The organism is Flavobacterium odoriferum (assembly GCF_025499515.1).
Classification (GTDB): domain Bacteria; phylum Bacteroidota; class Bacteroidia; order Flavobacteriales; family Flavobacteriaceae; genus Flavobacterium; species Flavobacterium odoriferum.
On sequence record NZ_JAMKFA010000010.1, the window covers coordinates 1 to 25739 of the forward strand.

At 30.6% G+C, this 25739-nt stretch carries 27 protein-coding genes and 1 other RNA gene; 13 read left to right on the plus strand and 15 right to left on the minus strand.

From position 1 onward, the window contains the following. Together M9Q43_RS08460 and M9Q43_RS08465 are read right to left on the minus strand one after the other, a co-directional pair. A partial coding sequence (locus tag M9Q43_RS08460; protein ID WP_262318500.1) for an HYR-like domain-containing protein occupies positions 1-2617 on the minus strand: 2617 nt, incomplete at its 3' end. A gap of 16 nt (positions 2618-2633) precedes the next feature. Further along, a complete protein-coding gene (locus M9Q43_RS08465; protein ID WP_262318501.1) occupies positions 2634-3101 on the minus strand; it encodes a hypothetical protein in 468 nt (155 codons plus the stop codon). Positions 3102-3418: 317 nt separating this feature from the next. On the opposite strand from M9Q43_RS08465, the gene M9Q43_RS08470 reads away from it, so the two are divergent. The 4 genes from M9Q43_RS08470 to tnpA all read left to right on the plus strand — a co-directional run bounded on the left by M9Q43_RS08470 (position 3419) and on the right by tnpA (position 7484). Beyond that, positions 3419-3910, plus strand: coding sequence for a SixA phosphatase family protein (locus M9Q43_RS08470; RefSeq protein WP_262318502.1), 492 nt, complete (start codon positions 3419-3421; stop codon positions 3908-3910). Beyond that, a complete protein-coding gene (gene ppk1, locus M9Q43_RS08475) occupies positions 3903-5999 on the plus strand; it encodes a polyphosphate kinase 1 (RefSeq protein ID WP_262318503.1) in 2097 nt (698 codons plus the stop codon). The genes M9Q43_RS08470 and ppk1 overlap by 8 nt, the downstream gene beginning before the upstream one ends. Before the next feature lie 13 nt (positions 6000-6012). Next, positions 6013-6903 carry a Ppx/GppA phosphatase family protein gene (locus tag M9Q43_RS08480; RefSeq protein WP_262318504.1) on the plus strand — a complete coding sequence of 297 codons (891 nt, stop codon included), beginning with the start codon at positions 6013-6015 and terminating at the stop codon, positions 6901-6903. Positions 6904-7022: 119 nt separating this feature from the next. Continuing rightward, on the plus strand, positions 7023-7484 hold the full coding sequence (gene tnpA, locus M9Q43_RS08485) for an IS200/IS605 family transposase (RefSeq protein ID WP_262318505.1): 462 nt from the start codon (positions 7023-7025) through the stop codon (positions 7482-7484). An 80-nt stretch (positions 7485-7564) separates the two neighbouring features. On the opposite strand, the gene M9Q43_RS08490 is transcribed toward tnpA, so the two are convergent. From M9Q43_RS08490 to M9Q43_RS08500, 3 genes are all read right to left on the minus strand, one after another. Further along, positions 7565-8131, minus strand: a complete 567-nt coding sequence (locus tag M9Q43_RS08490; RefSeq protein WP_262318506.1) for a DNA polymerase III subunit gamma/tau — start codon at positions 8129-8131, stop codon at positions 7565-7567. A gap of 122 nt (positions 8132-8253) precedes the next feature. After that, the gene (dnaX, locus tag M9Q43_RS08495; protein WP_111565815.1) at positions 8254-9327 is read right to left on the minus strand and encodes a DNA polymerase III subunit gamma/tau; all 1074 of its coding nucleotides are present in this window, start codon (positions 9325-9327) and stop codon (positions 8254-8256) included. Positions 9328-9441: 114 nt separating this feature from the next. Further along, positions 9442-9750 carry a hypothetical protein gene (locus tag M9Q43_RS08500; protein WP_262318507.1) on the minus strand — a complete coding sequence of 103 codons (309 nt, stop codon included), beginning with the start codon at positions 9748-9750 and terminating at the stop codon, positions 9442-9444. Between the two features lie 117 nt (positions 9751-9867). On the opposite strand from M9Q43_RS08500, the gene rnpB reads away from it, so the two are divergent. Beyond that, an RNA gene (rnpB, locus tag M9Q43_RS08505) (RNase P RNA component class A) lies at positions 9868-10191 on the plus strand. Positions 10192-10199: 8 nt separating this feature from the next. On the opposite strand, the gene rsmD is transcribed toward rnpB, so the two are convergent. Genes rsmD through M9Q43_RS08520 form a run of 3 tightly spaced genes read right to left on the minus strand, consistent with a single transcriptional unit; the run spans position 10200 to position 12332 of the window. Beyond that, positions 10200-10778 carry a 16S rRNA (guanine(966)-N(2))-methyltransferase RsmD gene (rsmD, locus tag M9Q43_RS08510; RefSeq protein WP_133607069.1) on the minus strand — a complete coding sequence of 193 codons (579 nt, stop codon included), beginning with the start codon at positions 10776-10778 and terminating at the stop codon, positions 10200-10202. Continuing rightward, positions 10775-11587, minus strand: coding sequence for a DUF3822 family protein (locus M9Q43_RS08515; RefSeq protein ID WP_262318508.1), 813 nt, complete (start codon positions 11585-11587; stop codon positions 10775-10777). The genes rsmD and M9Q43_RS08515 overlap by 4 nt, the downstream gene beginning before the upstream one ends. Further along, complete coding sequence (locus M9Q43_RS08520; RefSeq protein WP_262318509.1) at positions 11571-12332, minus strand: hypothetical protein; 762 nt, start codon at positions 12330-12332, stop codon at positions 11571-11573. Before M9Q43_RS08520 ends, M9Q43_RS08515 begins: the two co-directional genes overlap by 17 nt. Before the next feature lie 123 nt (positions 12333-12455). Here M9Q43_RS08520 and M9Q43_RS08525 point away from each other — a divergent pair, with 123 nt between their 5' ends. Genes M9Q43_RS08525 through kdsB form a run of 3 tightly spaced genes read left to right on the plus strand, consistent with a single transcriptional unit; the run spans position 12456 to position 15219 of the window. Beyond that, on the plus strand, positions 12456-13880 hold the full coding sequence (locus tag M9Q43_RS08525) for an ATP-dependent DNA helicase (RefSeq protein WP_262318510.1): 1425 nt from the start codon (positions 12456-12458) through the stop codon (positions 13878-13880). Positions 13881-13883: 3 nt separating this feature from the next. Beyond that, complete coding sequence (locus tag M9Q43_RS08530; RefSeq protein WP_262318511.1) at positions 13884-14447, plus strand: DUF4126 domain-containing protein; 564 nt, start codon at positions 13884-13886, stop codon at positions 14445-14447. 43 nt (positions 14448-14490) lie between these two features. Further along, a complete protein-coding gene (gene kdsB / locus M9Q43_RS08535; RefSeq protein WP_262318512.1) occupies positions 14491-15219 on the plus strand; it encodes a 3-deoxy-manno-octulosonate cytidylyltransferase in 729 nt (242 codons plus the stop codon). On the opposite strand, the gene M9Q43_RS08540 is transcribed toward kdsB, so the two are convergent. Next, a complete protein-coding gene (locus M9Q43_RS08540) occupies positions 15216-15920 on the minus strand; it encodes a potassium channel family protein (RefSeq protein WP_262318513.1) in 705 nt (234 codons plus the stop codon). The two genes, kdsB and M9Q43_RS08540, sit on opposite strands and share 4 nt — an antisense overlap. Then, positions 15920-16582: a spermidine synthase gene (locus M9Q43_RS08545; RefSeq protein WP_262318514.1), complete on the minus strand. Its 663-nt coding sequence runs from the start codon at positions 16580-16582 to the stop codon at positions 15920-15922. Before M9Q43_RS08545 ends, M9Q43_RS08540 begins: the two co-directional genes overlap by 1 nt. A 55-nt stretch (positions 16583-16637) precedes the next feature. Between M9Q43_RS08545 and M9Q43_RS08550 the strand changes: the two genes are divergently transcribed. Continuing rightward, the gene (locus M9Q43_RS08550) at positions 16638-17195 is read left to right on the plus strand and encodes a 1-acyl-sn-glycerol-3-phosphate acyltransferase (RefSeq protein ID WP_262318515.1); all 558 of its coding nucleotides are present in this window, start codon (positions 16638-16640) and stop codon (positions 17193-17195) included. A gap of 118 nt (positions 17196-17313) precedes the next feature. Continuing rightward, the gene (locus M9Q43_RS08555; RefSeq protein ID WP_262318516.1) at positions 17314-18351 is read left to right on the plus strand and encodes a hypothetical protein; all 1038 of its coding nucleotides are present in this window, start codon (positions 17314-17316) and stop codon (positions 18349-18351) included. Positions 18352-18402: 51 nt separating this feature from the next. Here M9Q43_RS08555 and M9Q43_RS08560 read toward each other — a convergent pair whose 3' ends face one another. Then, entirely contained in the window at positions 18403-18864 is a 462-nt protein-coding gene (locus M9Q43_RS08560) for a helix-turn-helix domain-containing protein (RefSeq protein WP_262318517.1), read from the minus strand. 301 nt (positions 18865-19165) lie between these two features. Between M9Q43_RS08560 and M9Q43_RS08565 the strand changes: the two genes are divergently transcribed. The 3 genes from M9Q43_RS08565 to M9Q43_RS08575 are packed head-to-tail and all read left to right on the plus strand — an operon-like array spanning position 19166 to position 21410. Next, positions 19166-20320, plus strand: a complete 1155-nt coding sequence (locus M9Q43_RS08565; protein WP_262318518.1) for a M14 family zinc carboxypeptidase — start codon at positions 19166-19168, stop codon at positions 20318-20320. A 57-nt stretch (positions 20321-20377) separates the two neighbouring features. Then, the gene (locus M9Q43_RS08570; RefSeq protein ID WP_262318519.1) at positions 20378-20857 is read left to right on the plus strand and encodes an Lrp/AsnC family transcriptional regulator; all 480 of its coding nucleotides are present in this window, start codon (positions 20378-20380) and stop codon (positions 20855-20857) included. 43 nt (positions 20858-20900) lie between these two features. Continuing rightward, complete coding sequence (locus M9Q43_RS08575) at positions 20901-21410, plus strand: DinB family protein (RefSeq protein ID WP_262318520.1); 510 nt, start codon at positions 20901-20903, stop codon at positions 21408-21410. 39 nt (positions 21411-21449) lie between these two features. Here M9Q43_RS08575 and M9Q43_RS08580 read toward each other — a convergent pair whose 3' ends face one another. The 4 genes from M9Q43_RS08580 to aroB all read right to left on the minus strand — a co-directional run bounded on the left by M9Q43_RS08580 (position 21450) and on the right by aroB (position 25649). Next, positions 21450-21809: a DNA primase gene (locus tag M9Q43_RS08580; RefSeq protein ID WP_262318521.1), complete on the minus strand. Its 360-nt coding sequence runs from the start codon at positions 21807-21809 to the stop codon at positions 21450-21452. A gap of 87 nt (positions 21810-21896) precedes the next feature. Next, a complete protein-coding gene (locus M9Q43_RS08585; RefSeq protein ID WP_153200232.1) occupies positions 21897-22871 on the minus strand; it encodes a deoxyhypusine synthase family protein in 975 nt (324 codons plus the stop codon). 11 nt (positions 22872-22882) lie between these two features. After that, positions 22883-24292, minus strand: coding sequence for an arginine decarboxylase (locus M9Q43_RS08590; protein WP_262318522.1), 1410 nt, complete (start codon positions 24290-24292; stop codon positions 22883-22885). A gap of 289 nt (positions 24293-24581) precedes the next feature. Continuing rightward, positions 24582-25649, minus strand: a complete 1068-nt coding sequence (gene aroB / locus M9Q43_RS08595; RefSeq protein WP_262318523.1) for a 3-dehydroquinate synthase — start codon at positions 25647-25649, stop codon at positions 24582-24584. Positions 25650-25739: the final 90 nt, after the last annotated feature.

The window sequence follows — 25739 nt, forward strand, 5'->3', positions numbered from 1 at the left end:
TATAAGTATACGTTACATTTCCTTCACAAGTTGGATTAGCAGAAATCGAAGGAGCCGAAGCCACTAACACATTTCCACAATTATCAGTTACCACAGGAACCGAAGGCGCTACAATATCCGCAGCACAAGCCACAGTTGATGACGTATTTGCAGGAAGCGTGAAATCATTATTTTCGATAGTGAAAGTATGTACCCAATTGTGCGTATTTCCTTCACAATCTGTGAAAGTATAAGTATACGTTACATTTCCTTCACAAGTTGGATTAGCAGAAACCACAGGAGCCGAAGCCACTAACACATTACCACAATTATCCGTTACCACAGGAACCGAAGGCGCTACAATATCCGCAGCACAAGCTACAGTTGAAGCAGTATTTGCAGGAAGCGTGAAATCCGTAAGTTCAATTGTAAATACTTGATTTAAATTAACAGTAATACATGATGTAGAAACTGTATAATTTCTATTTACGATAGTTGGACAAGTTCCAGAAATTACATCTACATATGTTATATTGTAACTTAAAGCGTTATTTGAAACACTTCCACCGATGTTAATAAAATCTTGTAATGTTATTGTTACAGGAGTTGTGCTAAATGGCAATATTGTTATTGCACCTGTTCCACATCCATTAATTGTTGAAGAAGCAGGTGAAGTTATTGTAGGGATATCATCTATAACAATTGAAAATCTGTAATGACATCCATTTGAATTTGGTGGAACGGCATAGTAAATATTTGTCCCAATACTATTTGGAAATGGATTGCTTGAAGTATATTCAGTAGTTGAAGACGTTACAGGATATGAATTATAAAATTGTGTTCCATTTGGATAATTTGATGCAATCGAATTAAATGGAATTGTAACGGTGGTGCCACAATAATTAAATTCTAAAGACACATTTGTATTTTGGCAGTTTTGACTGATATAGTCAGTTGCATCAATACTAACTGAAATTGGATCAGTAATTGGATCACCCACACAAAGTCCTGAATTTACATATCCTTGAATAAAAGGTTGGTTTGTAATTGCAATTCCAGTAAGAGCACCAACTCCACTAATAAATCCTTGAAGTGTAGTGCTTGGAATACAGAATTGATTTTTAAGTAAAAAACAATCTTCTGTAATTTTTATTTTGTATTTTAATTCTCCAAGTATATCAGATGGACTAGCTGGAACGGGAAGAGTACCAATATCCCAAATTAAGGCTCCTGAAGGTCCTATTGCAGGATTAAAATATAAATTATTTGGAGTAGGTAATGGACTAAAATTAATTGTACCGCTTTGACTTCCATTTACAAAAGTCGACATATATGGAATCTCAATTCTTATTTGAGTATTATTAATTGCGTCTGTACCTTCATTTAAAATTTTAATTGAATATTCAATTTCTTCGCCAGGTAAAACAGTTGTTGTACTTGTTGCAGGTAATCCATTAATAGTTACCAATGACATTACACCTTCAGCTTCTGGAATATATGCATCTACTGCCATTGCAGCCATAAAAATTACATATGTATCCTGTGTTGAACCATACCTAAGTGTTGTTGATGTTTGATTATTAGCAATAACTGAGTTTCCTGGGTTAGGAATATTAAACATAGAAATATCTAATCCAGTATTGTTTGAAAGGTTCGGGTTTCTAGTATTTCCTCCAGTTTGAATTGATGAATTGAAAAAGTTATTTGTTCCATTTCCAGAATGATTTAATGCTTGCCAATTGTTATCACTTGATCGAAGAATGTTAAAATAATCACCACTAATACTACGATCACCTTCACCAGCCATTAATCCAAGTTTTACATTAACCTGACCGGTTTGTACTGCATTAAACCCAGAAATAGGAATTTGATGACTCACAGTTGTACTTCCTTGAACATAGGCGTGTCCATCAAAAACAGTAATATCACGCCATCTCATTTTAGAATTTTCATAAATAACAATAATTCCCCAACCACCATAATATCCAGTAGAACCACCATTCCCTTCGACAAGAGCAATATCTGCAACAGTATATTGACCTAGACCATTTGTTTTTACATATTCTGTAATTTCAGCAAAAGCAGAATACATAAAACCATCATTATTTTGTGGATAGTAGATATCGTTTGTACCTGCAGTAATTTCAGTATATGAGCTTGATAATGGACCTTTTAATTGTACTTTTCGTTTGTTAAATGTTTTAGTAATAGAATTTTTTGTAACATCAAAAGTATCAGGACTATTTGATCCATTTGAAGCTCTACCAGTCCAATATAATCCTGCAAAAACAACTTTTGAACATTCAGGAATTGCTCCATTTTCGTTTGAGAATGTTAAATTAGCTGAAGATGAATTAAAAGTATTAGCATCTCCATCCACATCCACATAGCGCATATTATTATTACTATTTGGCTCATTATCATCATAAGTGTTTAAGGTCAAATTCGTATTTCCAATTAATGAGAAATCTCCTTTAACATGATAAATAGATGTTGACGGACTAGCAACTGGTTCTCTTGGTGTAAAATTAACTCTTACTTGAGCCATTCCAAAGTAGCTAAATGACAAGAAGAACAAAGCACAAAACAATGCTTTATTTTCTGTCAATTTTTTAGAAACGTAGTTTTTTGGATACATGATATACTATATAAAATTATTCAGGAATGCTTATTTGATAAGAAATTAAAACTTGCGGATTATTCATTATAATCAAACTTGGAATATTTCCGTTGATTGCATTAGTTTCTATGATTAGATGAACAATTTCTAAATTTGAAAATTGATTTAAAGCATTCAAATTAATTGAAGAAATTGGTGTAGAAATTCGCACAATACAATTTTTAATATTTTGAATTTGTGCTTTATTTACTTGATTTAAATTTGAGAGATTCAAATAATCAATATCTAAAGTATTGCTGTCTTGGGATGTCTTGTTTAAAGTATGATTATTTGAAAACTGAATACTATTTGAATTTAAAATAGCACTAATTTTAGCTTTTTCTTTACTGTTTAACACGGATTCATTATAGTTATAAATCTCTTGAGCACTAGAAGTTTCATAACATACTAAGAAAAATAATGTCATTAAAAAATGACACTTGAATTTTGATATACTTTCCATAACACTAATTTTAAAATTAAGAATTATAGTAAGTCTTGTAAAAAGGTTAGATTGGGGTAGTAAAAAAATAGATTATTTAAGTAGTTAAGGGGTAACTATTTAAAAATCTTACACTTATGAATTTTATATATTAAATAAATGTAAGAATCTTATTAAATTCACATGGCTAAATTACTTAAAATCTATTATTTTCAAATATGTTGTAGTAGTTTTTCGACAAAGTGATTAAAATCATCTATAAAGTCACTTAAAATTCGTAGAAACGATTGCTATAACATAAAAAAAAATGATTAATTTAATCATCTAAATGGGATAATATGAAAAATTTAATTTTAATTAGACATTCAAAGTCAAGCTGGGACACACCTGTGCAAGATATAGACAGATCAATTTCAGCACGCGGCATTAAAGACGCACATTTAATTGCTTCAAAATCAGTTGATATTGTTCCGAAATCTTACATAGTTTGGAGTAGTAAAGCTAAACGCACTACTGAAACTGCCTATATTTTTTCACAATATCTTTCTATACCATTAGAAACGATACATTTTACAGCTGATTTATATACGTTTGATGATAAAAAATTGCATCAAATCATAAAAAAATGTAAAAATGAGCATGATAGCCTAATTCTTTTTGGACATAATGAAGCTATTACAAATTTTGTTAATAAATTTGGAGACCTTTACATAGATAATGTTCCAACATCTGGTTTGGTTGCTTTGCAGTTTGATTCTGATGATTGGGAAAATTTAAGTAAAGGAAAAACTATTACAACCTTATTTCCAAGCCAATTTAAAAATGACTAATACAGATTATAATTATATAGACCGCGAAAAAAGTTGGTTAACATTTAATGCTCGTGTACTTCAAGAAGCTAATGATGAAAACGTTCCATTATTAGATAGATTTCGATTTTTAGGAATTTTCTCCAATAATTTAGATGAATTTTTTAGAGTACGATATGCGGCAATTCGTCGTATGAGTCTTGAATCAACTGAAACAGAGAAAATTTTAGGTGTTCCAGCTGAACAATTATTGAAAGAAATTACAGAAATTGTCATTGAACAGCAATCAGAAAGTTTACGAATTTTAAGCGAAATCGAGAAAAAACTCGAAAAGGAAAATATTTTTATTATCAGTGAAAAAGATATTTCTAAAGATCAAGAAAACTTTATTCACGATTATTTCATTCAAAAAGTTAGTCCAGCTGTAGTAACCATAATGTTGAATGATTTGGAAGAATTTCCACTTTTAAAAGACACTTCGGGTTATTTGGCGGTTAAACTGATAATGAAATCTAAAGAAAAGTCAGATTTAAATTCCAAAGAAATTCGTTATGCAGTAGTAGAAATTCCTAATACAGTGAATCGATTTGTAGTGCTCCCTTCAAATTCTGAAAAGCAATACATTATTTTATTGGATGATGTTATTCGTTACAATTTAAACAATATTTTCAACATTTTTGATTACGAAAGCATCTCAGCACACATGATAAAAATTACACGTGATGCCCAGTTAGAATTTGATAGTGACTTGAGTAAGAGTTTGATTGAAAAAATTTCGTCTTCGGTAAAAGAACGTAGAGTAGGTGAGCCAGTTCGTTTTGTATATGATCAAGCAATTGGAAAAGATACGTTAGAGTTTTTCTTGAAAGGAATGAAAATCGATAGTTCTGATAGTATTATTCCTGGCGGAAGATATCACAATCGTAGAGATTATATGAATTTCCCAAATTTAGGAAGATACGATTTGTTGTATAGAGAAAATGTTCCGCTTCCGGTTCCAGGCTTATCGTTAGAAGGAAGTATTTTAGAGAAAATCAAGAAGAAAGATTACTTATTATACGCACCTTATCAATCGTTTTCATATATCATTAAATTTTTGCGTGAAGCCGCTTTAGATCCTAAAGTAGCTTCCATAAAAATTACATTATATCGTTTGGCTAAGAATTCACAAATCGTAAGTTCTTTGATTAATGCCGCTAAAAACGGAAAAAAAGTAACCGTTCAAATCGAATTACAAGCGCGTTTTGATGAAGAAAGTAATATTTCTTATTCAGAACAAATGCAAACCGAAGGAATTGAATTAATTTTTGGTGTTAAAGGTTTAAAAGTGCACAGTAAAATTTGTGTCATCGAACGCATTGAAGAAGGAAGAGTGAAACGTTACGGATTTATTTCAACTGGAAATTTCAATGAAAATTCGGCAAAAGTGTACACAGATGTTACTTTGTTTACAAGTAATACCGAGATTTTAAAAGATGCTGCAAAGATTTTTGATTTCTTTGATGTGAATTATCGCGTCCATCGTTACAAACATTTAATTGTATCGCCTCATTATACAAGAAGTCGTTTTAACAAATTAATTGAAAGAGAAATCTTAAATGCAATTTCAGGAAAAGAAGCATACATTAAGTTGAAAATGAATAGTATTTCCGACTTTAAAATGACGGATAAATTATATGAAGCTAGCAAAGCAGGAGTAAAAATTCAGTTAATTATTAGAGGAATTTGTTGTTTGAAACCAGGCGTAAAAGGTTTGAGCGAAAATATTGAAGCTATAAGTATTGTAGACAATTACTTAGAGCATTCGCGAATTTATATTTTTGGAAATAATGGAAATCCAGATGTGTTTATTTCTTCTGCTGATTTTATGACTCGAAATTTAGATGCAAGGGTTGAAGTAACTTGTCCTATTTATGATGAAGAGATTAAAAAAGAACTAATTGAAACATTCGAAATAGGTTGGAAAGCCAACGTTAAAGCTCGTATTCATTCAGATGATTTAAAAAATGTATATAGAAAACGCGGTGATGAAAAAACATTCAGAGCACAATTAGAAATGTACAATTATTACCAAAAAAAGCTTGATGTAATAGCCGAAAGCGTTCAATAATTACATAAATAATATGATTACAATAAAAAAATATGCGGCTATCGATATCGGTTCCAATGCCATGAGGTTGTTGGTAACTAATATCGTAGAGCAAGAAGGTTGCGCTCCTCAATTCAATAAAAGTTCCTTAGTTCGTGTTCCCATTCGTTTGGGTCAAGACGCGTTTACGGTTGGCGAAATTTCGGAAGAAAATATCGACCGAATGGTTGATGCCATGAAAGCTTTTAAACTATTAATGAAAGTTCATAAAGTAGAACAATATCGTGCTTGTGCCACTTCAGCCATGCGAGAAGCCTATAATGGAAAAGAAGTTGCCGAAATCATTAAGAAAAAAGCCGATATTAAAATTGATATTATTGATGGTAAAAAAGAAGCAGCTATTATTGCCGCTTCCGATTTAAAACAATTCATAACTTCTGATAAAGCGTATTTATATGTAGATGTTGGTGGTGGAAGTACCGAATTCTCTCTGTTTTTTGAAGGAAAAATTATTGCTTCGAAATCGTTTAAAAATGGAACCGTTCGTTTGTTAAATGAAATGGTGAACGATATCGTTTGGCAAGAAATGGAAAAATGGATTAAAGCCAACGTAGAACCATTCGAAAATATTACGTTAATTGGTTCTGGTGGAAACATCAACAAATTATTCAAATTATCTGAGAAAAACCAAGACAAACCACTGTCATACATGTATGTGCAATCGCAATATCAAAAGTTGAACAGCATGACATACGAACAACGTATTGCCGATTTAGGTTTAAATCCAGATCGCGCCGATGTAATTATTCCAGCAACACGTATTTATCTAAACGCCATGAAATGGAGTGGCGCAAGACATATTTACGTTCCAAAAATTGGATTATCAGATGGTATCGTGAAAGCGATGTATTATGGGAAGATTTAATTATTCACATCGGGACGACATATTGGTAGATAAAAAAATATAGAAATCAACACAAGTCCCGTAGGGACGACATATTGGTAGATTTTGGACAACAATCGGTAAATAATATTTATTTATTTATGGCAAACACATACACACAAATTCACATCCAATTTGTTTTTGCGGTAAAATATCGAAGCGGATTAATTCATTCGTCATTCAAAGATGAATTATATCAATATATTACAGGAATTATCAAAGCAAATAATCATAAGATGTTAGCCATTAACGGAATGTCAGACCACATTCATATTCTAATTGGAATGCGTCCAACACAATCTATTTCCGAATTAATGCAAATCATTAAAGCCAATTCATCTAAATGGATTAACGAAAAAATGTTTTTGAAAGTAAAATTTGAGTGGCAAGAAGGTTACGGTGCATTTTCATATTCTAAATCACATGTTCAAAATGTAATCAATTATATTCAGAATCAAGAAGAGCGTCATAAAACGAAATCATTTCAAGAGGAATATTTGGAATTTTTAGAAGCTTTTGAAGTGGATTATGATGAGCGTTACATTTTTAAAGAACCAATTTGATGTCATCCCTACGGGATTTTAGAAACGGTTAGTTATTAGTTACCAATATTTCATCCCTAACGGGATTTTTAAAAATTAAACTAAACATCCAAATCAAACGTCTTTCTCAACAATTCAATCGTAGGGTTAATTTGTTTTAAACGCTCAAATTTTTCTTGTGGTGTAAAAGCGTATTTGTTTTCAACCGTTTCATTTACAACGACTTCAATTGTAATATCGTGGTTGTGTAATTTTCCTCTTAAATAACCTATTAATTCATGGCAACCTGTTAAAAACTCCTCTTTTGTACTTTGATTAGGAAGTTCTAAAGTAATAGTGGTTCCGTTTAAGGTTGGATCGTTCATTTGCATGTAAGTCGCCATTAAACGTTTTCCGCTATCGGTCATTTTTTGAGCAAACTTGTTCCATTGCAACAACATATCAGTTTCGTTAAAAACTTCCGAAGGCAATTCTTCTTTGTGCTTTTGATGCTGATTTTGTTGTGCTTCTAAGTCTTTTTTAGCTTTTATACTCGCTAATGAAAGTGCCGAAACTTTAGTTCCCGTTGGATTTAAATTCGTTAAAACCGGTTTTGGAATTTCTGGAACAATTGGAGCAACTACTTCATTTTCAACTTGAGGAATTTCTGCAACGATAGGTTCGTTCACAACGGTTTCTGCAACTACAACAGGTTTTGATTCCTTAGTTGGAATTTGTGCTTTAATCGTTGGAACTTCAGTAATAGAGTAGGAGTTGTTCTTGTAATAAGTAGCTGGAATGATAAATTTAGCTACTTTTTTTTTTCTCCATCAAAAGTGATAGAGGCTAATTGCATCAAACAAAGTTCAACTAAAAGTCGCTGATTTTGACTGACTTTAAATTTCAAATCGCATTCGTTTGCCAATTCAATTCCTTTAATTAAAAAGTCATGCATAGCTTTGTGTGATTGTGCTGCATATAAGGCTTGTGCTTGTTCGCCAGCTTCTAATAAAGGTAAAGTAGCAGGATTTTTACAAACCAATAAATCTCTAAAATGCGATGCTAAACCTGCAATAAAATGATGACCATCAAAACCTTTTGCTAAAATATCATTGTAAGCAACTAATAAATCTGGAATTTTATTTTCTAAAATTAAATCGGTGATTCTGATGTAATATTCAAAATCTAATACGTTTAAATTTTCGGTAACGGCTTGTCTGGTAAGGTTTTTTCCGCAATATGAAACTACTCTGTCAAAAATTGACAAAGCATCACGCATAGCACCATCAGCTTTTTGAGCAATAATGTGTAATGCATCATCTTCGTAAGCAACACCTTGTTCTTTAGCAATTTCGGCTAAATGTTCTTTAGCATCTTTAACTGTAATTCTTTTGAAATCAAATATTTGACAACGCGATAAAATCGTTGGAATAATTTTATGTTTTTCAGTAGTCGCTAAAATAAAAATGGCGTGTTTAGGTGGTTCTTCTAATGTTTTTAGGAAAGCGTTAAAAGCAGCTTGAGAAAGCATATGCACCTCGTCGATGATATAAACCTTATATTTTCCAGTTTGTGGAGGTATTCTCACTTGGTCGATAATACTTCTAATATCATCTACACCATTGTTTGAAGCCGCATCTAATTCGAACACATTAAACGAAAAATCTTCATACGGATCATCATAACCTTCTTGATTGATTTTTCGAGCTAGAATTCGAGCACAAGTAGTTTTTCCAACCCCACGAGGTCCTGTAAATAATAAAGCTTGCGCTAAGTGATTGGTTTCAATAGCATTCAACAAAGTATTGGTAATAGCCTGCTGACCGACAACATCTTTAAATGTTTGCGGACGGTATTTTCTGGCAGATACTATAAATTGTTCCATACGAATTATTGATTTACAAATATAGGTTGTGAAATTCCAAAAAGCAAGTTCCAAATTCCAATTTGAAAAGAATCTTTATAAAAGTTATTCACAATTTACTAAGAAAAATTGGGATTATAAATGGGTGTCGTTTCTGTTTTTTATTACTAATTTTGAAATAAAATGTGCATTTTCATCTACTGAATTTGCAGAAGAACCTGTCACAAAAACACCTTTTAGTCCAAATTTTGAAACAATAGCATAAACAATTGAGCTATCATCTGGACTTGAATTTCCTTCGTATTGATAAATTTGATTTACAATATAATTTTCTGGATGTAAAATAATTTCTTCTGAATTTTGATTAAAATCGTATGTAAAACCTTCTTTTCTCAATTGTTTTAATGCAACTGAAACAGATGCGTACTTATATATATTTGTCATGATATTGATTGTTAAGGGCATATAAATTTACAGTTTTTAATTTGGGCAAATACCCTATAAAACGTTAAACTCTTTGAATAAAAGTTAAAAAACCAATATATTTTATTGTAAGTTTGCACCGCAGACCGCCTTATCGTTCCCGATTTATCGGGAGAGGAAAGTCCGGACACCAAAGAGTAGCATAGCGGGTAACGCCCGTCCGTTGAAAGGCGAGGACAAGTGCAACAGAAAGTATGTACAGGTAATGCTGTAGTGAAACCAGGTAAACTCTATGCGGTGAAATGTCAAGTATATCAGCAGTTTCTGAGTAATCAGAATAAGGGCGACTCGTCCGATGTTGAAGGGTAGGCAGCTTGAGCTAAGCAGTAATGTTTAGTCTAGATAAATGATAAGGCTCCGATTTATCGGAGACAGAATCCGGCTTATAGGTCTGCTTTTTTTTGAAGATTTTACCCTTCATCTTCCTCTTCAATATCTTCTTCTTCGTCGCTTTCAAATTCATAAAAAGAAAATACCGAACCACCATAACTTTTTGAAAAAGAGAAATTTGTTAGGTGTTCTAGTTTTGTATGTTTGGAATGTTCTACAATCAACATACCTTCTTCGTCTAAAATTTCGTTTTCAAAAATAAGTTGAATAATTTTTTCAAAATTTTCCTGACCTAAATCATAAGGAGGATCAGCAAAAATGATATCATAACTTGTTTTGCTTTTTTCTAAGAATTTAAAAACATCACTTTTAATGACGCTGATATCTAAATCTAAATCGGTTGAAGTTTTTTTAATGAAATTTACACAACCCATATCGCCATCAACACTTGTAATTGGTCCAGCACCACGAGAAGCAAATTCGTAACTGATATTACCAGTTCCAGCAAATAAGTCGAGTACTTTTAATCCATGTAAATTAAAATAGTTATTCAAAATATTAAACAACGATTCCTTACACATGTCGGTTGTAGGACGAACAGGTAAATTTTTAGGTGCAACTAATCTACGCCCTTTGTGTTTTCCGGAGATAATTCTCATGAATGGTATAATATAAAGTGATTTCTTAAAGCAGTAGGAGTTACTTCTAAAATTGAAGCTTTACTAGTAACATCTAATAAACTACAATTTCTAATGTATTGGAAAGCTATTTTAAAACAAGCGTCGTCTTCAGAACAATTTCCTAATATTTGAACCAAAATAGTTTCAGGATTTAGCTGTAATTGCTCACAAGTAAACAAAATATAGTAAATAAAATCTTCTGGTGTTTTGTATTGGAATGAATTAAAAAGAATCAATTGTTGATTTTTCACCACAATTAGTTCAAAGTGTTCTTTTTGTACGTGAACAAATACTTGCTTTTCTTCTTTATTTTTAGATAAATCTAATAGTTGTTTTACCAAAATAGAATTTGCATTTTGGTATTCAAAAGTTTCATATTGATCTAATAAGAAGTTGTTGATATTAACGAAAGGTACATAAATGTTATTCATTTCATAAGGAAAAACAACATCATAGGTAAAAAAATCGGTTTCAAAAACTTTGGTATTGTATTGCAAATAACTCGCTAAAAAGTCAGCATCAAATAATGAAGTTGGCACAAAGGTATTTAAGTTGTTGTTATGTAAAACAACAATTTCATCATATGGCTTTGTTAAAATTGAATTATCTACAAACGAACGCCAAAGTTGTTCTTCGACTACTTTGTTTTTCTCAAAAGCGATTTCGGCGGTGTGCAGAACTTTATTGGTAAACAAATCAAAGACACAAAAAGAAAGTCCACTCAAGGAAACCTGAATGGACAACTTTTTGTATGTTTTTTGAGTAATGTCGTTATTCGTTACTACCATATTTTTTTGGCCAGTTTCCTGTAAGACTAACTTCTTCTAATGAACCTAAAATGATTTCTTTACCATTAATTTCGTCAATAGATTCAACTTTATTTTCATTTTTAACTAACTCTTGATCTAAATCTTTTAATAAAGCATTTTTATCAATTTTGGCTTGAAAAACAGAAATATTCATATCGTTTCTATTAACTAATTTAGTTTTCATTGTAACAGGAACTTCAAAATCTCCAACTTTTACAATATTAAGTCTTTTGTAACGATCAGAATTTTTAAATAAAGAATCTTTTACAGAAACACTACCTAATTTTTCAGTAATTACAATGTCTTTATAAAAACCACCTACACCATCAGCACCAACAGTGATACCAAAAGCAGCATTTTTCGCAGCATCAATTACAGCAGTATCTCTACGAGAAATAATGTCAAATTTTTGAGTTTCCACAAATTTAACTAACTCATCAAAACTATCCGCATATTTACCATAAACAGATTTGTAGCCTAATTGTGTTTTTTTAATATCTAACATTGTGTTAACTGCAGTTTGAAATCTCTCTTCTTTTGTTTTATCAAAATTGATTGGTTTCATTACAGAAGCATAAATTAAATACACTAAGAAAAAAGAAACACCCCATAATAATATAGAAACTATCTTTCTACTTCCAGGAGTGACAAATTTATCAATTAGCTTAACCAACACAAGGATTAAAACAATCAATACGACTAAATAAATAGCAATTTCTAACATTTGATTCTAAAATTTTTTAGTTAAATAGGTACGCAAATCTACAATTTTTTTTTCTTTAGAAAAGAATTTCTTGTAAAAATCATCAGTATCTTTGAAAAATTAATATTAGCGAAACATTTTTTAATGACTTATAAGCTGTTTTACAATTTATTACGAGAAAATTTTTTATTTGAGCCTACTTTAAAGCAAGATATTTTTCTTCAAAAAATTGCCGATTTTTTACTTAATTCTACTCCAGATGACATTTTTGTTTTAAAAGGTTATGCCGGAACAGGAAAAACTACCATAATTTCTAACGTAATTAATTCTATTAGTAACGTAGAAATGAAGTGTGTATTGTTGGCACCAACAGGTAGAGCAGCAAAAGTCATCAGTAATTATTCCGGAAAACCAGCATTTACAATCCATAAGCGAATTTATTATCCTAAAAAAAATAAAACAGGAGGCATTAGTTTTACCCTGCAACAAAATAAATTTAAAAACACCTTATTTATAGTTGATGAATCTTCTATGATTTCAGACACTTCTCAAGATTCTAAATTATATGAAAATGGTTCCTTGTTAGACGATTTGTTTTTTTATGTAGAAGCTGGAAAAAATTGCAAATTACTATTAATAGGAGATACCGCTCAGTTGCCGCCCGTTAATATGACTATAAGTCCAGCTTTAGACATTGATTCACTTTCTTTACATTATCAAAAAAATGTACATCATATCGAATTTGATGAAGTAATGCGTCAATCTGAAAATTCGGGAATTTTATACAATGCTACGCAATTACGCGAATTGTTACATTCTCATTTTATTGATACGTTTCAATTTAAATTAAAAGGATTTAAAGATATTATCCGTTTGCAAGATGGATATGAAATTCAGGATGCGATTCATGGTGCTTATGATAATTATGGAATAGAAGACACTGTTTTTATTGTTCGTTCAAATAAAAGAGCAAATCAATACAATCAGCAAATTAGAACTTCAATTTTATCAAAAGAAAGCGAAATTTCTACAGGCGATTATTTAATGGTTGTAAAAAATAACTATTTTTGGTTGAAAGAAGAATCGGAAGCGGGTTTTATTGCAAATGGCGATATTGTTGAAATTTTGGAGATTAGAAAAATTCAAGAATTGTACGGCTTCAAATTTGCAACTGTAAAAGTTAGAATGGTTGATTATCCTAATCAAGCTGCTTTTGACACTATCATAATGTTAGATACAATTATGAGCGAATCACCTTCGTTAACGTATGAAGAATCAAATAAATTGTATCAAGAAGTGTTATTGGATTATGAAGACGAGCGTCAGCAATATAAAAAACTGCAAAAAGTAAAAGAAAATGAGTATTTCAATGCCTTGCAAGTTAAATTTTCTTATGCGATAACGTGCCATAAATCGCAAGGTGGACAATGGAAAACGGTTTTTGTAGAGCAACCTTATTTGCCAAATGGTATAGATATTGATTATGTGAGATGGTTGTACACTGCCATTACACGTGCAGAAGAAAAACTGTATTTAATAGGATTTAAAGATGAATATTTTCACAATTAAGCTATGTTAGAAACGATAATTAGTGTTTGTCTTGGGATAGGATTAGCCGCTTCGGCTGGTTTTAGAGTGTTTGTACCTTTGTTTGTACTAAGTTTAGCCACACATTTTGGATTCGTTCCTGTGGGCGATTCGTTTGTTTGGATTGGAAGTTTAACAGCAATTATTTGTTTGGGAATAGCCACAATTGTTGAAATTTTGGGTTATTACATTCCGTATATTGATAATTTATTGGATACACTTGCTGTTCCTTTGGCAGGAATAGCCGGAACGGTTGTGATGGCTTCCACTTTAGTCGATTTAGATCCTATGATAACGTGGGGATTAGCTATCATAGCTGGTGGCGGAACCGCTACAGCAATTAATTCGGCAACAGCAGTAACAAGAGCAACATCAACTGTAACTACTGGCGGAATTGGAAATCATTTAGTTTCCACAACAGAAACTGCAACTGCATCTTTTGTGTCGGTTTTAGCTATTTTCTTGCCTATTGTTGCTTTTATTGTGGTTATCCTTATTATTTTTGTCGGGATTAGATTGTTTAAACGATTTTTTGTTTCGAAAAAGTAACTTTTAAACTTCTAAACATTTAAACTTTTAACCTTTTATTCTAATGAAAATCATCGCTGTAATTCCTGCTCGTTATGCATCCACACGTTTTCCTGCAAAATTAATGCAAGATTTAGGTGGCAAAACGGTAATTCTTCGTACTTATGAAGCTGCAGTTTCTACCAATTTATTTGATGATGTTTTTGTGGTAACCGATTCCGATTTGATTTTCAACGAAATAATTTCGAATGGAGGAAAAGCCATCATGTCAGTTAAAGAACACGAAAGCGGAAGCGACAGAATTGCAGAAGCAGTTGAAAACATGGATATTGATGTTGTAATTAACGTGCAAGGCGATGAACCATTTATCAACAAAAAACCGTTAGAAGAGTTAATCGAAGTTTTTAAAAACGATACTGAAAAGAAAGTCGATTTGGGCTCATTGATGTTTCAAATTACTGATAAAGAAGAAATTAACAATCCAAATAACGTAAAAGTTATAACTGACCAACAAGGTTTTGCGTTATACTTTTCTCGCTCGGTTATTCCGTTTCCAAGAGAAGAAAATGCAGGTGTTCGTTATATGAAACACATCGGAATTTATGCTTTTAGAAAAGAAGCTTTGATGGATTTTTACCGTTTACCTATGTTATCATTAGAAGCTTCTGAAAAATTAGAACAGCTTCGTTATTTAGAATACGGAAAACGTATTAAAATGTTAGAAACTTCGCACGGAAGCATCGGAATTGACACTATTGAAGATTTAGAAAAAGCACGAAAGTTATTATCTTAAATTTCTTCGTCATCAAAATAGCCTTTACTTTTTACTTTTGTTGAGAAAAAATTTAAAAACAAAATTACAAACGATAAAAAGAACAACGCTTGAAGACTTACCAATACTTTTCCAAAAATGGTAATAGGGTAGTAATCTCCAAAACCAATTGAATTTGAGCTTATTAAACTAAAATAAACCGAATCAAACCAGTGTTCAAAAGGTTTGTTCATATTGTTTCCTAAAGTATATAAAACCGCAAAAGAAACCACAATTTCAATGTAATTAAAAAACAATAATAGCATTGAACGTTTATATGAACGAGGTCTAGAAAATAAATCGGATGCAAAAATTAAAGTTGGAATGTATAAAACAGTTTCTAGTAGTACAAAAACCAATACCCAAATCATATAATCATGATTTTGCCATCCATTTATCAAAATTAAAAAAGGAAACAATACCTTTGCCAAAACATATAAATCTAAAGCCAAATCTTGATATTCGTGACCTATTTTACAAGCAAAGTACTTGATGTAAATACCAGGAAATAATAACTGAGAAGACGATAAAAATAAACGAACAATTTTCTCAATACCATTATCATCTTGATGATCGTTGTTCCAAATAGATTTTATATTCAAAATTCGTTTTTGAATAGGGTTGTATTTTGGAGTGTAATTATGATTTACTTTACCAACTAATAATTTTTTAAAAAAGTTCATTAAGCCAATTTTTTAATGGTAAATAATTCGTTGTGTACTTCAATTTTTGGATACAATCTAACAGAATAGTTGTTGTCAAATTTACTTTTATAAACAGCGTTTCTTCTTCTGTCTTGGTAATCTAAAACCATAGTATTAAATAAGATAAAACCATTCACCTTAAGTAAAAAGTTAATTCGATTAATAAAAAAATCTTCAAATAAAAAATTAGGCATTGTAGTATCTTGAAAAATATCAATCACAATTAAATCATATTTTTCTTTGGTTTTTAAAACAAATTCAAACGCATCTTCAATTATAATTTCCACATTTTTATAGTTGTTTAAACCAAAGTATTTGTTGGCAATTTCTATTGCAGTAGCATCAATTTCAACTCCAGTAATTTTACCTTTAAACTTAATGTCATTTTTAATTGTTTCAATAACACTTCCGCCTGCAACTCCAAGAATTAATATGTTTTCAAATGTATTAATACGTTCGTAACCAATGTATTTTAAACCTTTTTTAAGCACACGTTGTAAGCTACCAAAAGAATAATTCGTGTTTTCAGAATCTAAAACTAAATATCCATTATTCCAGGTAACTTCCAGATTTTTACTGAATTCCGATTTCTTTTGATAGATTTTAACAGGTAAAATATAGCTTAATAAACGCTTTATCATTTGCTTTTGTTTGTAATCGTAAATATAATTTTATTTTTGTGTCAAATTAACTCAAATGAAACAAATTATATACAAATTTATTTTCTGTAAAATTTTCGGATGGAAAGTAGTTGGAACTATTGCTCCAGAAGTTAAAAAATGTGTATTAATAGCGGTTCCACACACTAGTTGGTGGGATTTTTTCCTTGGAATTTTCTCTCGTGGAATTCTAAATATTGAAATAAATTATGTAGCCAAAAAAGAGCTATTTGTGTTTCCATTCAATTATTTTTTCACTTGGACTGGAGGAACACCTTTAAATCGCCAAAAAAATGAGAACAAAGTAGATACAATCGCAAAAATATTTCAAGAAAAAGAAATTTTTAGATTAGCTATTGCACCAGAAGGTACTCGAAAAAAAGTAACCGAATGGAAAACAGGCTTCTATTACATGGCTTTGAAAGCAAATGTTCCAATTATTCCTGTTGCTTTTGATTATGGTAAAAAAGAAGTGGTTTATAACAAACCTTTTTATCCTACAGGAAATATTGAAGAAGATATTAAATTTTTAGAATCTTATTATGTTGGTGTAATTGGAAAAATTCCAGAATTAAGTTATGTTCCTAAAAAATAATTAAAACCAACTTATTGATTTACAGGTATTATTTAATAATTTTTTAAAATATTCATCTAATTTAAAACCAAGAATAATAGTTTTTCGTACATAAAAGAAATTCAAAAACTTTTAACAAATGAAAAAACTATTATTCCCTTTAGCAATTATTGCAATCTCATTTGCATCTTGTAGTGATGATGATTCTATGCCAACTCCAGTTGATCCAACACCTGTTGATCCAACACCAACACCAGCAGTAGAATTAAAACTTTTTACGTCAAGTAATACATCTGGTGCTATTTCATACACTGATTTATTAGCAACTACACCAACTCCAAAAAGTTTCTCAGTTTCTTCAACAGATTCTGATGGAATTTTTTACGATCCGTTTAAAGATCAAGTAATTCTTGCATCACGAACTAATAATAGAGTAGATGCTTACACTGGTTTTAGAAATTCAATTATAACTTCGTCTACAGCATTATCATTAGGATTTTCTTCTGTTTCAGATTTTACAAATGCTCGTGAAATTGCTGTTTCTGGTGATAAAGTAGTTGTTACACAAGATCAAAATGCTGGAAATGGAAATATCAGTAAATTTTATGTGTACCAAAGAAATACATCTGGTTTTACGCTTTTAAATACTTACACAGTAGATATTAAACTTTGGGGAATTCATTTAGAAGGAGAAACTATGTATGCAATTGCTGATAATACAAGTGATTTGGTTGTATATAACAATTTCTTTGCAAATGCTACAGGAACAATTACCGCTTCAAAAAGAGTTACTATCGAAGGATTGGTAAGAACTCACGGAATAACGTATTCAAATCAAGATAATGTAATGGTTTTATCAGATGTTGGCTTGGCTTCAAGTGCTACAGATGGTGGATTAATCGTAATTAACAACTTTTCTTCTGTTTTAAGTGCAACTGCTAATATGGGAACAATTGCTATGAGTAACCAAGTTAGAATTTACGGACCAAACTCTTTATTAGGAAATCCAGTTGACGTTGCTTACGATCATGTTACAAATGACATATATGTAGCAGAACGTTTAAATGGAGGTGGACAAGTATTGAAATTTGCTTTTCCAACAACTAATGGAGATTTTGCACCACAAACAGCGAGAAACGAAGCTGGCGTAACAGCAGTGTATTTATTGAGAAGATAATGTGTTGATTTTTAATTTGAATGTTAAAAGCTCTATTTTATAGAGCTTTTTTTATGGCATATAGTTTTTAAAAGTTCCGTCTTTGTAAAAAATCACAATGCGTTCGATAGTGCCAGAAGTATTTGCAGTAGGAGTGTGGTGATTAATTTCTGTGGGCTGTATTTCTTTTTCAAAATTTTTACTAGCTGTAGCCGAAAATAAATCAGGTGATTCTAATTCGGTTTGAATAAATGGAGTTTCAATTGGGGCTGATTTTACTTCTTCAAAATGATTTGAAGTATTTTCAGATTTTGGAAATGTACCTTTTCCGTTTAAAATCCAATACAAATCTACTTCCGGAAAAACCTCAATCACTTTGATAATAAAATCTAAACTTGGTTTATTTCTACCCGAGAGTAGGTGAGACAAACTTGAACGTTGCACACTGATTTTATCAGCAAAAGCAGAAGCAGATAAATTGTAATAATCGAGGATTATTTCCAAGCGTTTAATAAAGTCATCAATGTTTACCATTGTAAATAGGATTAAAATTTCAATCAATTACAAATGTAAACAAACAAGACTAATAAAACAAGTTTACAAATGTAAATAACGACATCTAAATTGAATATTAAGTTTAAGTATTAAATATTAAATCACTGATAAATAATATTTTAATCCTTACTTATATTAATTTACATTTTTGTAAACAAGCACAAGATATTGTACTTATCCTGGCAAAGAAAAGTGTTTACAAAAGTAATTTTAAGAATGATTTTAGTTGTTTACAATTGTAAATATAAAGTTGTTTACATTTGTAACACAATATAAAGCCATGGATAGTTTACAATTAGCAACAGAATATTTAGAACCAAAACTGAAAGGAAAATATATTCATTTAGATGTTATTTTTCCTTTATTAGAATCATTTAAAAATGTGTTTGAAATAACTGAAATTGGAAAATCAGTTCAGCAACGATCAATTTATCAAGTTCAAATTGGGACCGGAAAAACTAAGATTCTGATGTGGTCGCAAATGCACGGCAACGAACCAACAACAACTAAAGGACTATTTGATTTTTTTAATTTCCTTTCAAAGGATTCAGAATTAGCACAACAAATTAAAAATAAGTATACCTTATTATGTATTCCAATGCTTAATCCTGATGGTGCGTTTGCTTACACGCGTGAAAACGCTAATTCGGTTGATTTAAATAGAGATGCCTACTTGGCTTCACAACCCGAAATGAAGCTTTTAAGAATCTTATATGAAGAGTTTAAGCCTGATTATTGTTATAATTTGCATGATCAGCGCACTATTTTTGGTACTGAGGGTTTTAATCTTCCAGCTACAATGTCTTTTTTAGCGCCAGCTTTTAATAATGATAGAGATTATAATGAGGTACGAATGAAAGCTATCGTTATAATAAATAAGATGAATAGAGCATTACAAGAGTATATTCCTTATCAAATTGGGCGTTTTGATGATAGTTATAATGTAAATTGTACAGGAGATTATTTTACAACACAGAATACGCCAACAATTTTATTTGAAGCAGGATATTTTCAAATGGATTACGATAGAGATGAAAGTAGAAAATATGTTTTTATTTCGCTTTTAAGTTCGTTATTAGATAATTACGAAAACGTTATAGTTGATAATGAATTGGATAATTATTTAAGAATTCCTCAAAATAACAAAAGATTTTTTGATTTTATTTATAAAAATGTCAAAATTATTGACAATAGTGTTGAAAAAATAATTAACTTTGCCGCTCAATATGATGAAGTTTTAGAGAATAACGAAATTTATTTCAAAGCTAAAATTTCAAAAGTATCTGATTTAGAAGAATATTCTGGTCATACTGAATATGATTGTGAATCAATGCTATTTTCAGAAAATGGAATAAATATTCCTGAAATTGGAAAAGAAGCAAATTTTTATTTAAATAATTTAACAGAATTTAACAATGGTATGAAAATTATTTAATAAATTCGCATCAATATTGATAAAAAGTCAAATATTTAACATTTATTATAAGCACTTATGAGTAAGTTTCGTTTGGATGAAGTAGATCATCAAATTTTGGACATGTTAATTGATAACACAAGGGTTCCATTTACAGATATTGCAAAAAAGTTATTAATTTCTGCAGGAACTGTTCATGTCAGAGTTAAAAAGATGGAAGATGCAGGAATCATTCAAGGTTCTTCGTTGACATTAGATTATGAAAAATTAGGTTATTCTTTTATTGCTTACGTAGGTGTGTTTTTACATAATACTTCGCAAACTAAATTTGTTTTAGAAAGAATTAACCAAATTCCTTATGTGACTGTTGCTCACGTAACTACTGGAAAATTTAATATTTTCTGTAAAATTAGAGCAAAAGATACTAAACATGCTAAAGAAGTTATCTTTATGATTGATGACATCGAAGGTGTTTACAGAACAGAAACAATGATTTCTTTAGAAGAAAGTATCAACGATAAAAAACGTTTGATGCACACAATTTTTAAAGAACTTTAATATATCAAGCCTCTTACAGAGGCTTTTTTTATACCTTATAATAATGAAAAATTTACAAACAAACGAGTATGTTCCATATCAAATGAATTATATTAAATTGGTTTCGGATCAAAATATTTTAAAAGGTTTGATTAATCAAAAAGAAGAAATGATTCATTTTTTTAAATCAATTCCTGTTTTTAAACAAGAATATAAATACGAAGAGGGTAAATGGACAATCAAAGACCTTTTATTACATTTAATTGACGCAGAGCGAATTTTTACTTACAGAGCTTTGCGAATTGCAAGAAATGATACAACTGCTTTACCTGGATTTGAAGAAAATGATTACGTAATTAGTGCAAATGCTAATGAACGTGAATTTGAGAGCTTATTAAAAGAATATATTATTGTTAGAGAGGCTACAATTAGTTTGTTTGAAAATCTTTCAGAAACTGATTTGTTAAAACTTGGAACAGCTTCTAACGCGAGTGTATCTGCTAGAGGAATTGGGTATTGTATTTTAGGACACGAATTGCATCATAAAAATATTATTATAGAAAGATACTTATAGTAAAAAGGGAAATCATACTTTGATTTCCCTTTTTTTATATTAATCTTCATCGTCAATATCTTCTGGATCATCAGAATCGTTTACATTTTCTTCTTCCTCTTCATCCTCCTCGTCATCTTCAATATCAAGCTCTTTTAGACCAACAATTTTGTCTACTACAACTTCTTCTTCGATAATATCATCTTCGTCATAGTTTTCAATTCGGTCAGATAGTTTTGTACTTACTTTTACTAAAAATATAGTATCTGTTGTACGAACCTCTACAGCCTCAATTGTCTCATTTTTAGCGTTCTTAAAACGTATGATGTCTGAATCATCATATCCATCTGGAAATTTCTCAACTAGTAAGGTTAAGATTTCATTTGTTAATTTTGCGTAATCAACAATAACTCTTTTCATTGGGTAGTTTTTAATCTTGTATTTTGTTCAAATGTACTATCCTAAAACTATATTTTCAAACAATTTGAAATATTTTTTTCAAAAATTTTACCACCCTAAAATGTAAGCAAACATTAATGGTGCAACTATCGTAGCATCAGACTCTACGATGAATTTTGGTGTGTGAATATCTAATTTACCCCAAGTAATTTTTTCGTTTGGAACAGCCCCAGAGTACGAACCATAACTTGTTGTTGAATCAGAAATCTGACAGAAATAGCTCCAAAACGGCACATCATGCATTTCCATATCTTGATATAACATAGGAACTACGCAAATAGGGAAATCTCCTGCAATTCCTCCACCAATTTGGAAGAAACCAATTCCTTTTCCTGCACAATTTTTTGGATACCAATCTGCTAACCACATCATGTATTCAATTCCGCTTTTCATTGTAGTAGCTTTGAATTCACCTTTGATACAGTAAGAAGAGAAAATGTTACCCATTGTACTGTCTTCCCATCCTGGAACTACAATTGGTAAGTTTTTTTCAGCAGCAGCTACCATCCAAGAATCAGCAGGATCAATTTCGTAGTATTGTTTTAATACTCCAGAATTAATCATTTGGTACATAAATTCGTGTGGAAAATAACGTTCTCCTTTAGAATCTGCATTATTCCAAATATCAAATAAATGCGATTGTAATCTTCTAAATGCTTCTTCTTCTGGAATACACGTATCAGTTACACGATTATAATGATTTTCTAATAAATCCCATTCTTCTTGTGGTGATAAATCTCTGTAATTTGGAACTCTTTTGTATGAATTATGAGCTACCAAGTTCATGATATCCTCTTCTAAATTAGCTCCAGTACAAGAAATAATATGTACTTTATCTTGACGAATCATTTCGGCTAACGATTTTCCTAATTCAGCTGTACTCATCGCACCTGCTAAAGTAATCATCATTTTTCCGTTGTCTAATAAATGTTCTTCATATCCTTTTGCTGCATCTACTAAAGCTGCAGAGTTAAAGTGAAGATAATGTTTTTCTATAAACTGACTAACTGGTCCTTTGCTCATTATTTCTTATTTTATTGTTCTTTTCTTTTGTTGTAACCTAAAATTTCTAAAACGTCTTCTGCTTTTTGTTGTTCCGAAAAAACTTCGGTAGCTATAATTCCGTTTTTATCTTTATCAATTAAAATGTGTTTTGGTTGTGGTAAAATACAGTGACTTAATCCACCAAAACCACCAATTGTTTCTTGATATGCTCCAGTGTTAAAGAATCCGATATATAAAGGTTTCTCTTTGTTGTATTTTGGTAAATAAACAGCATTCATGTGTTGTTCTGAATTGTAATAATCGTCTCCATCACAAGTTAATCCTCCTAACAATACCCGTTCATAAGTGTCATTCCATCGGTTAACGGCTATCATTACAAAGCGTTTATTAATTGCCCAAGTATCAGGTAGCGTCGTTATGAAAGAAGAATCAATCATATTCCAGTTTTCACGGTCATTTTGTTTCTTTTGGTATAAAACTTGGTACAACGCACCGCCAGCTTCACCTACAGTAAACGAACCAAATTCTGTGAAAATATGTGGAACAGGAACTTCTGCTTCGTCACAAGCAATTTTGATTTGATTTAAGATTTCGTCTACCATATATTGGTAATCATAATCAAATGCTAACGAATTTTTAATTGGAAAACCTCCTCCAATATTCAAACTGTCTAAAGTTGGACATTCTTTTTTCAAAGCAATGTACACTTTCATACATTTTAATAATTCGTTCCAATAATATGCAGTATCACGAATACCAGCATTAATAAAAAAGTGAAGCATTTTTAATTCAACTTTCTTATTTTCAGCGATTTGCTTACGGTAAAACGGAACAATATCTTTATAACCAATTCCTAAACGAGACGTATAGAACTCAAATTTTGGTTCTTCTTCTGCAGCAATACGAATTCCGATTTTAAATTTACCGTCAATTTCTTCTTGTAATAAATCTAATTCTTCAAAATTATCAATTACTGGAATCGTATTTTTATGTCCGTTGTTGATTAAACGTGCAATATTAGTTACATACTGATCGCGTTTGAAACCATTACAAACAATAAAAGTGTTTTTATTGATTTTTCCTTCTTCCATTAATGTTTCTACAATATTAATGTCGAAAGCAGAAGAAGTTTCAATGTGAATGTTATTTTTTAAAGCTTCATTTAAGATAAATTCGAAATGAGAACTTTTTGTACAATAGCAATAGAAATATTTCGCATCATAATCGTGTTTTTCCATGGCATTTCTAAACCACATTTTTGCACGGTTGATGTTTTGCGAAATTTTAGGTAAATAAGTAAACTTCAATGGAGTTCCATATTCTTCAACCAATTTCATTAAATCAATACCATGAAATTGAAGTTCATCTTTATTTAGAGTAAATTCTTCTTGAGGAAAATAAAAAGTTTGATTAATTAAGTCGTAATATTTTGTGTTCATTTTGAAAATTTGGATTAAATTAAAAGTTACAAATTGGTTTTTAATCACAATTTTCAAACCCTAATATTGGCAAAGCGAATTAGTAATTTTTCACTAAAAGCCTTTGATATTTCAAACAAATCGATAATATGAAAACTAAAAATAGAAAAAAAGAATCGCCCAATTATAGAGATGTCAGCATTTCTATTATCGAGTGTTCTATTGAAATTTGATTGTTTTTTGTTTCCTTTCATTAGGGCAAAGTTAAAAAATAAAATGGCTAATAAATAAAGAAAAAATAAAAAAATAATTACACAGAATAATCTTCAAAAGCTTTGTAAATCAATTCGTTATCTGATTCTTGATTGATTTTAATTTTTCCAATTCCGTCAAGTAAGGCGAATTGAACTTTTCCAAACTCATTTTTTTTGTCAAAAATCAGCAGTTCAATGATTTTTTCGATATCGATTTGTGAGAATTCAACTCGTTCAAAAATATCATTAATAATGTATTTAATCTCCTGATATTCTTCTTTTGTTAGTAATTCTTTTTCTCTGGAAATAAAGCTTTCTAATATCATTCCAACTGCAATTGCTTCGCCATGAAGTAAACTTGTTTTGCTGTCATTTTCTAAGAAATAGCTCTCAATTGCATGACCTAAAGTGTGACCAAAATTCAATGATTTTCTAATTCCATTCTCAGTTAAATCTTCACAAACAATCTCGTTTTTTATTTGAATTGATTGGTGAATTAATTGGTTTAAATCCTCTGTTTGTAAGTTTTTTAGGTTTTTAAATTTATCCCAATATTTTTTATCGAAAATCAATCCATGTTTCAGCATTTCTGCTAAACCAGAACGCATTTCGTTTTGAGGTAACGTACTTAAAAATTGCGTATCAACAATCACAGCTTTTGGTTCTCGAATGATTCCAATTTGATTCTTTAAATTTCCTAAATCGACACCATTTTTTCCTCCAATTGAAGCATCAACCATAGAAAGTAAAGTTGTTGGAATATTAATAAAGTCAATTCCTCTTTTAAATGTACAAGCAACAAATCCACCCAAGTCAGAAATTACACCACCACCTAAATTAATAAGAATACTTTTTCTATCACCACCTAAATCCGACAAGGCGCCCCAAACTTCTGTACAAGTAGCAATGTTTTTGTGAATTTCGCCAACTTCCAATTCGATGATTTCAATTTCGATTTCAGTTGCCAAATTGTTTAACAAATGTGGTAAACAATATTGCGATGTATTTTCGTCAACTAAAATAAAAATCTTAGAATAGTGAGAAGGTTTTAGCATTTCTGCTAAAGTTTCATATCCTTTAGAATCAAAGTAAACACTATAATTGTTGGCTGTAATTGTTTGCATGTAAAAAGCTTGAATTTTATTGCAAAATAAGGCATTTTTTATTTAAAATTCGTAAAAACTGATGTATATTTGTGTCGCTTTTTATCAAAA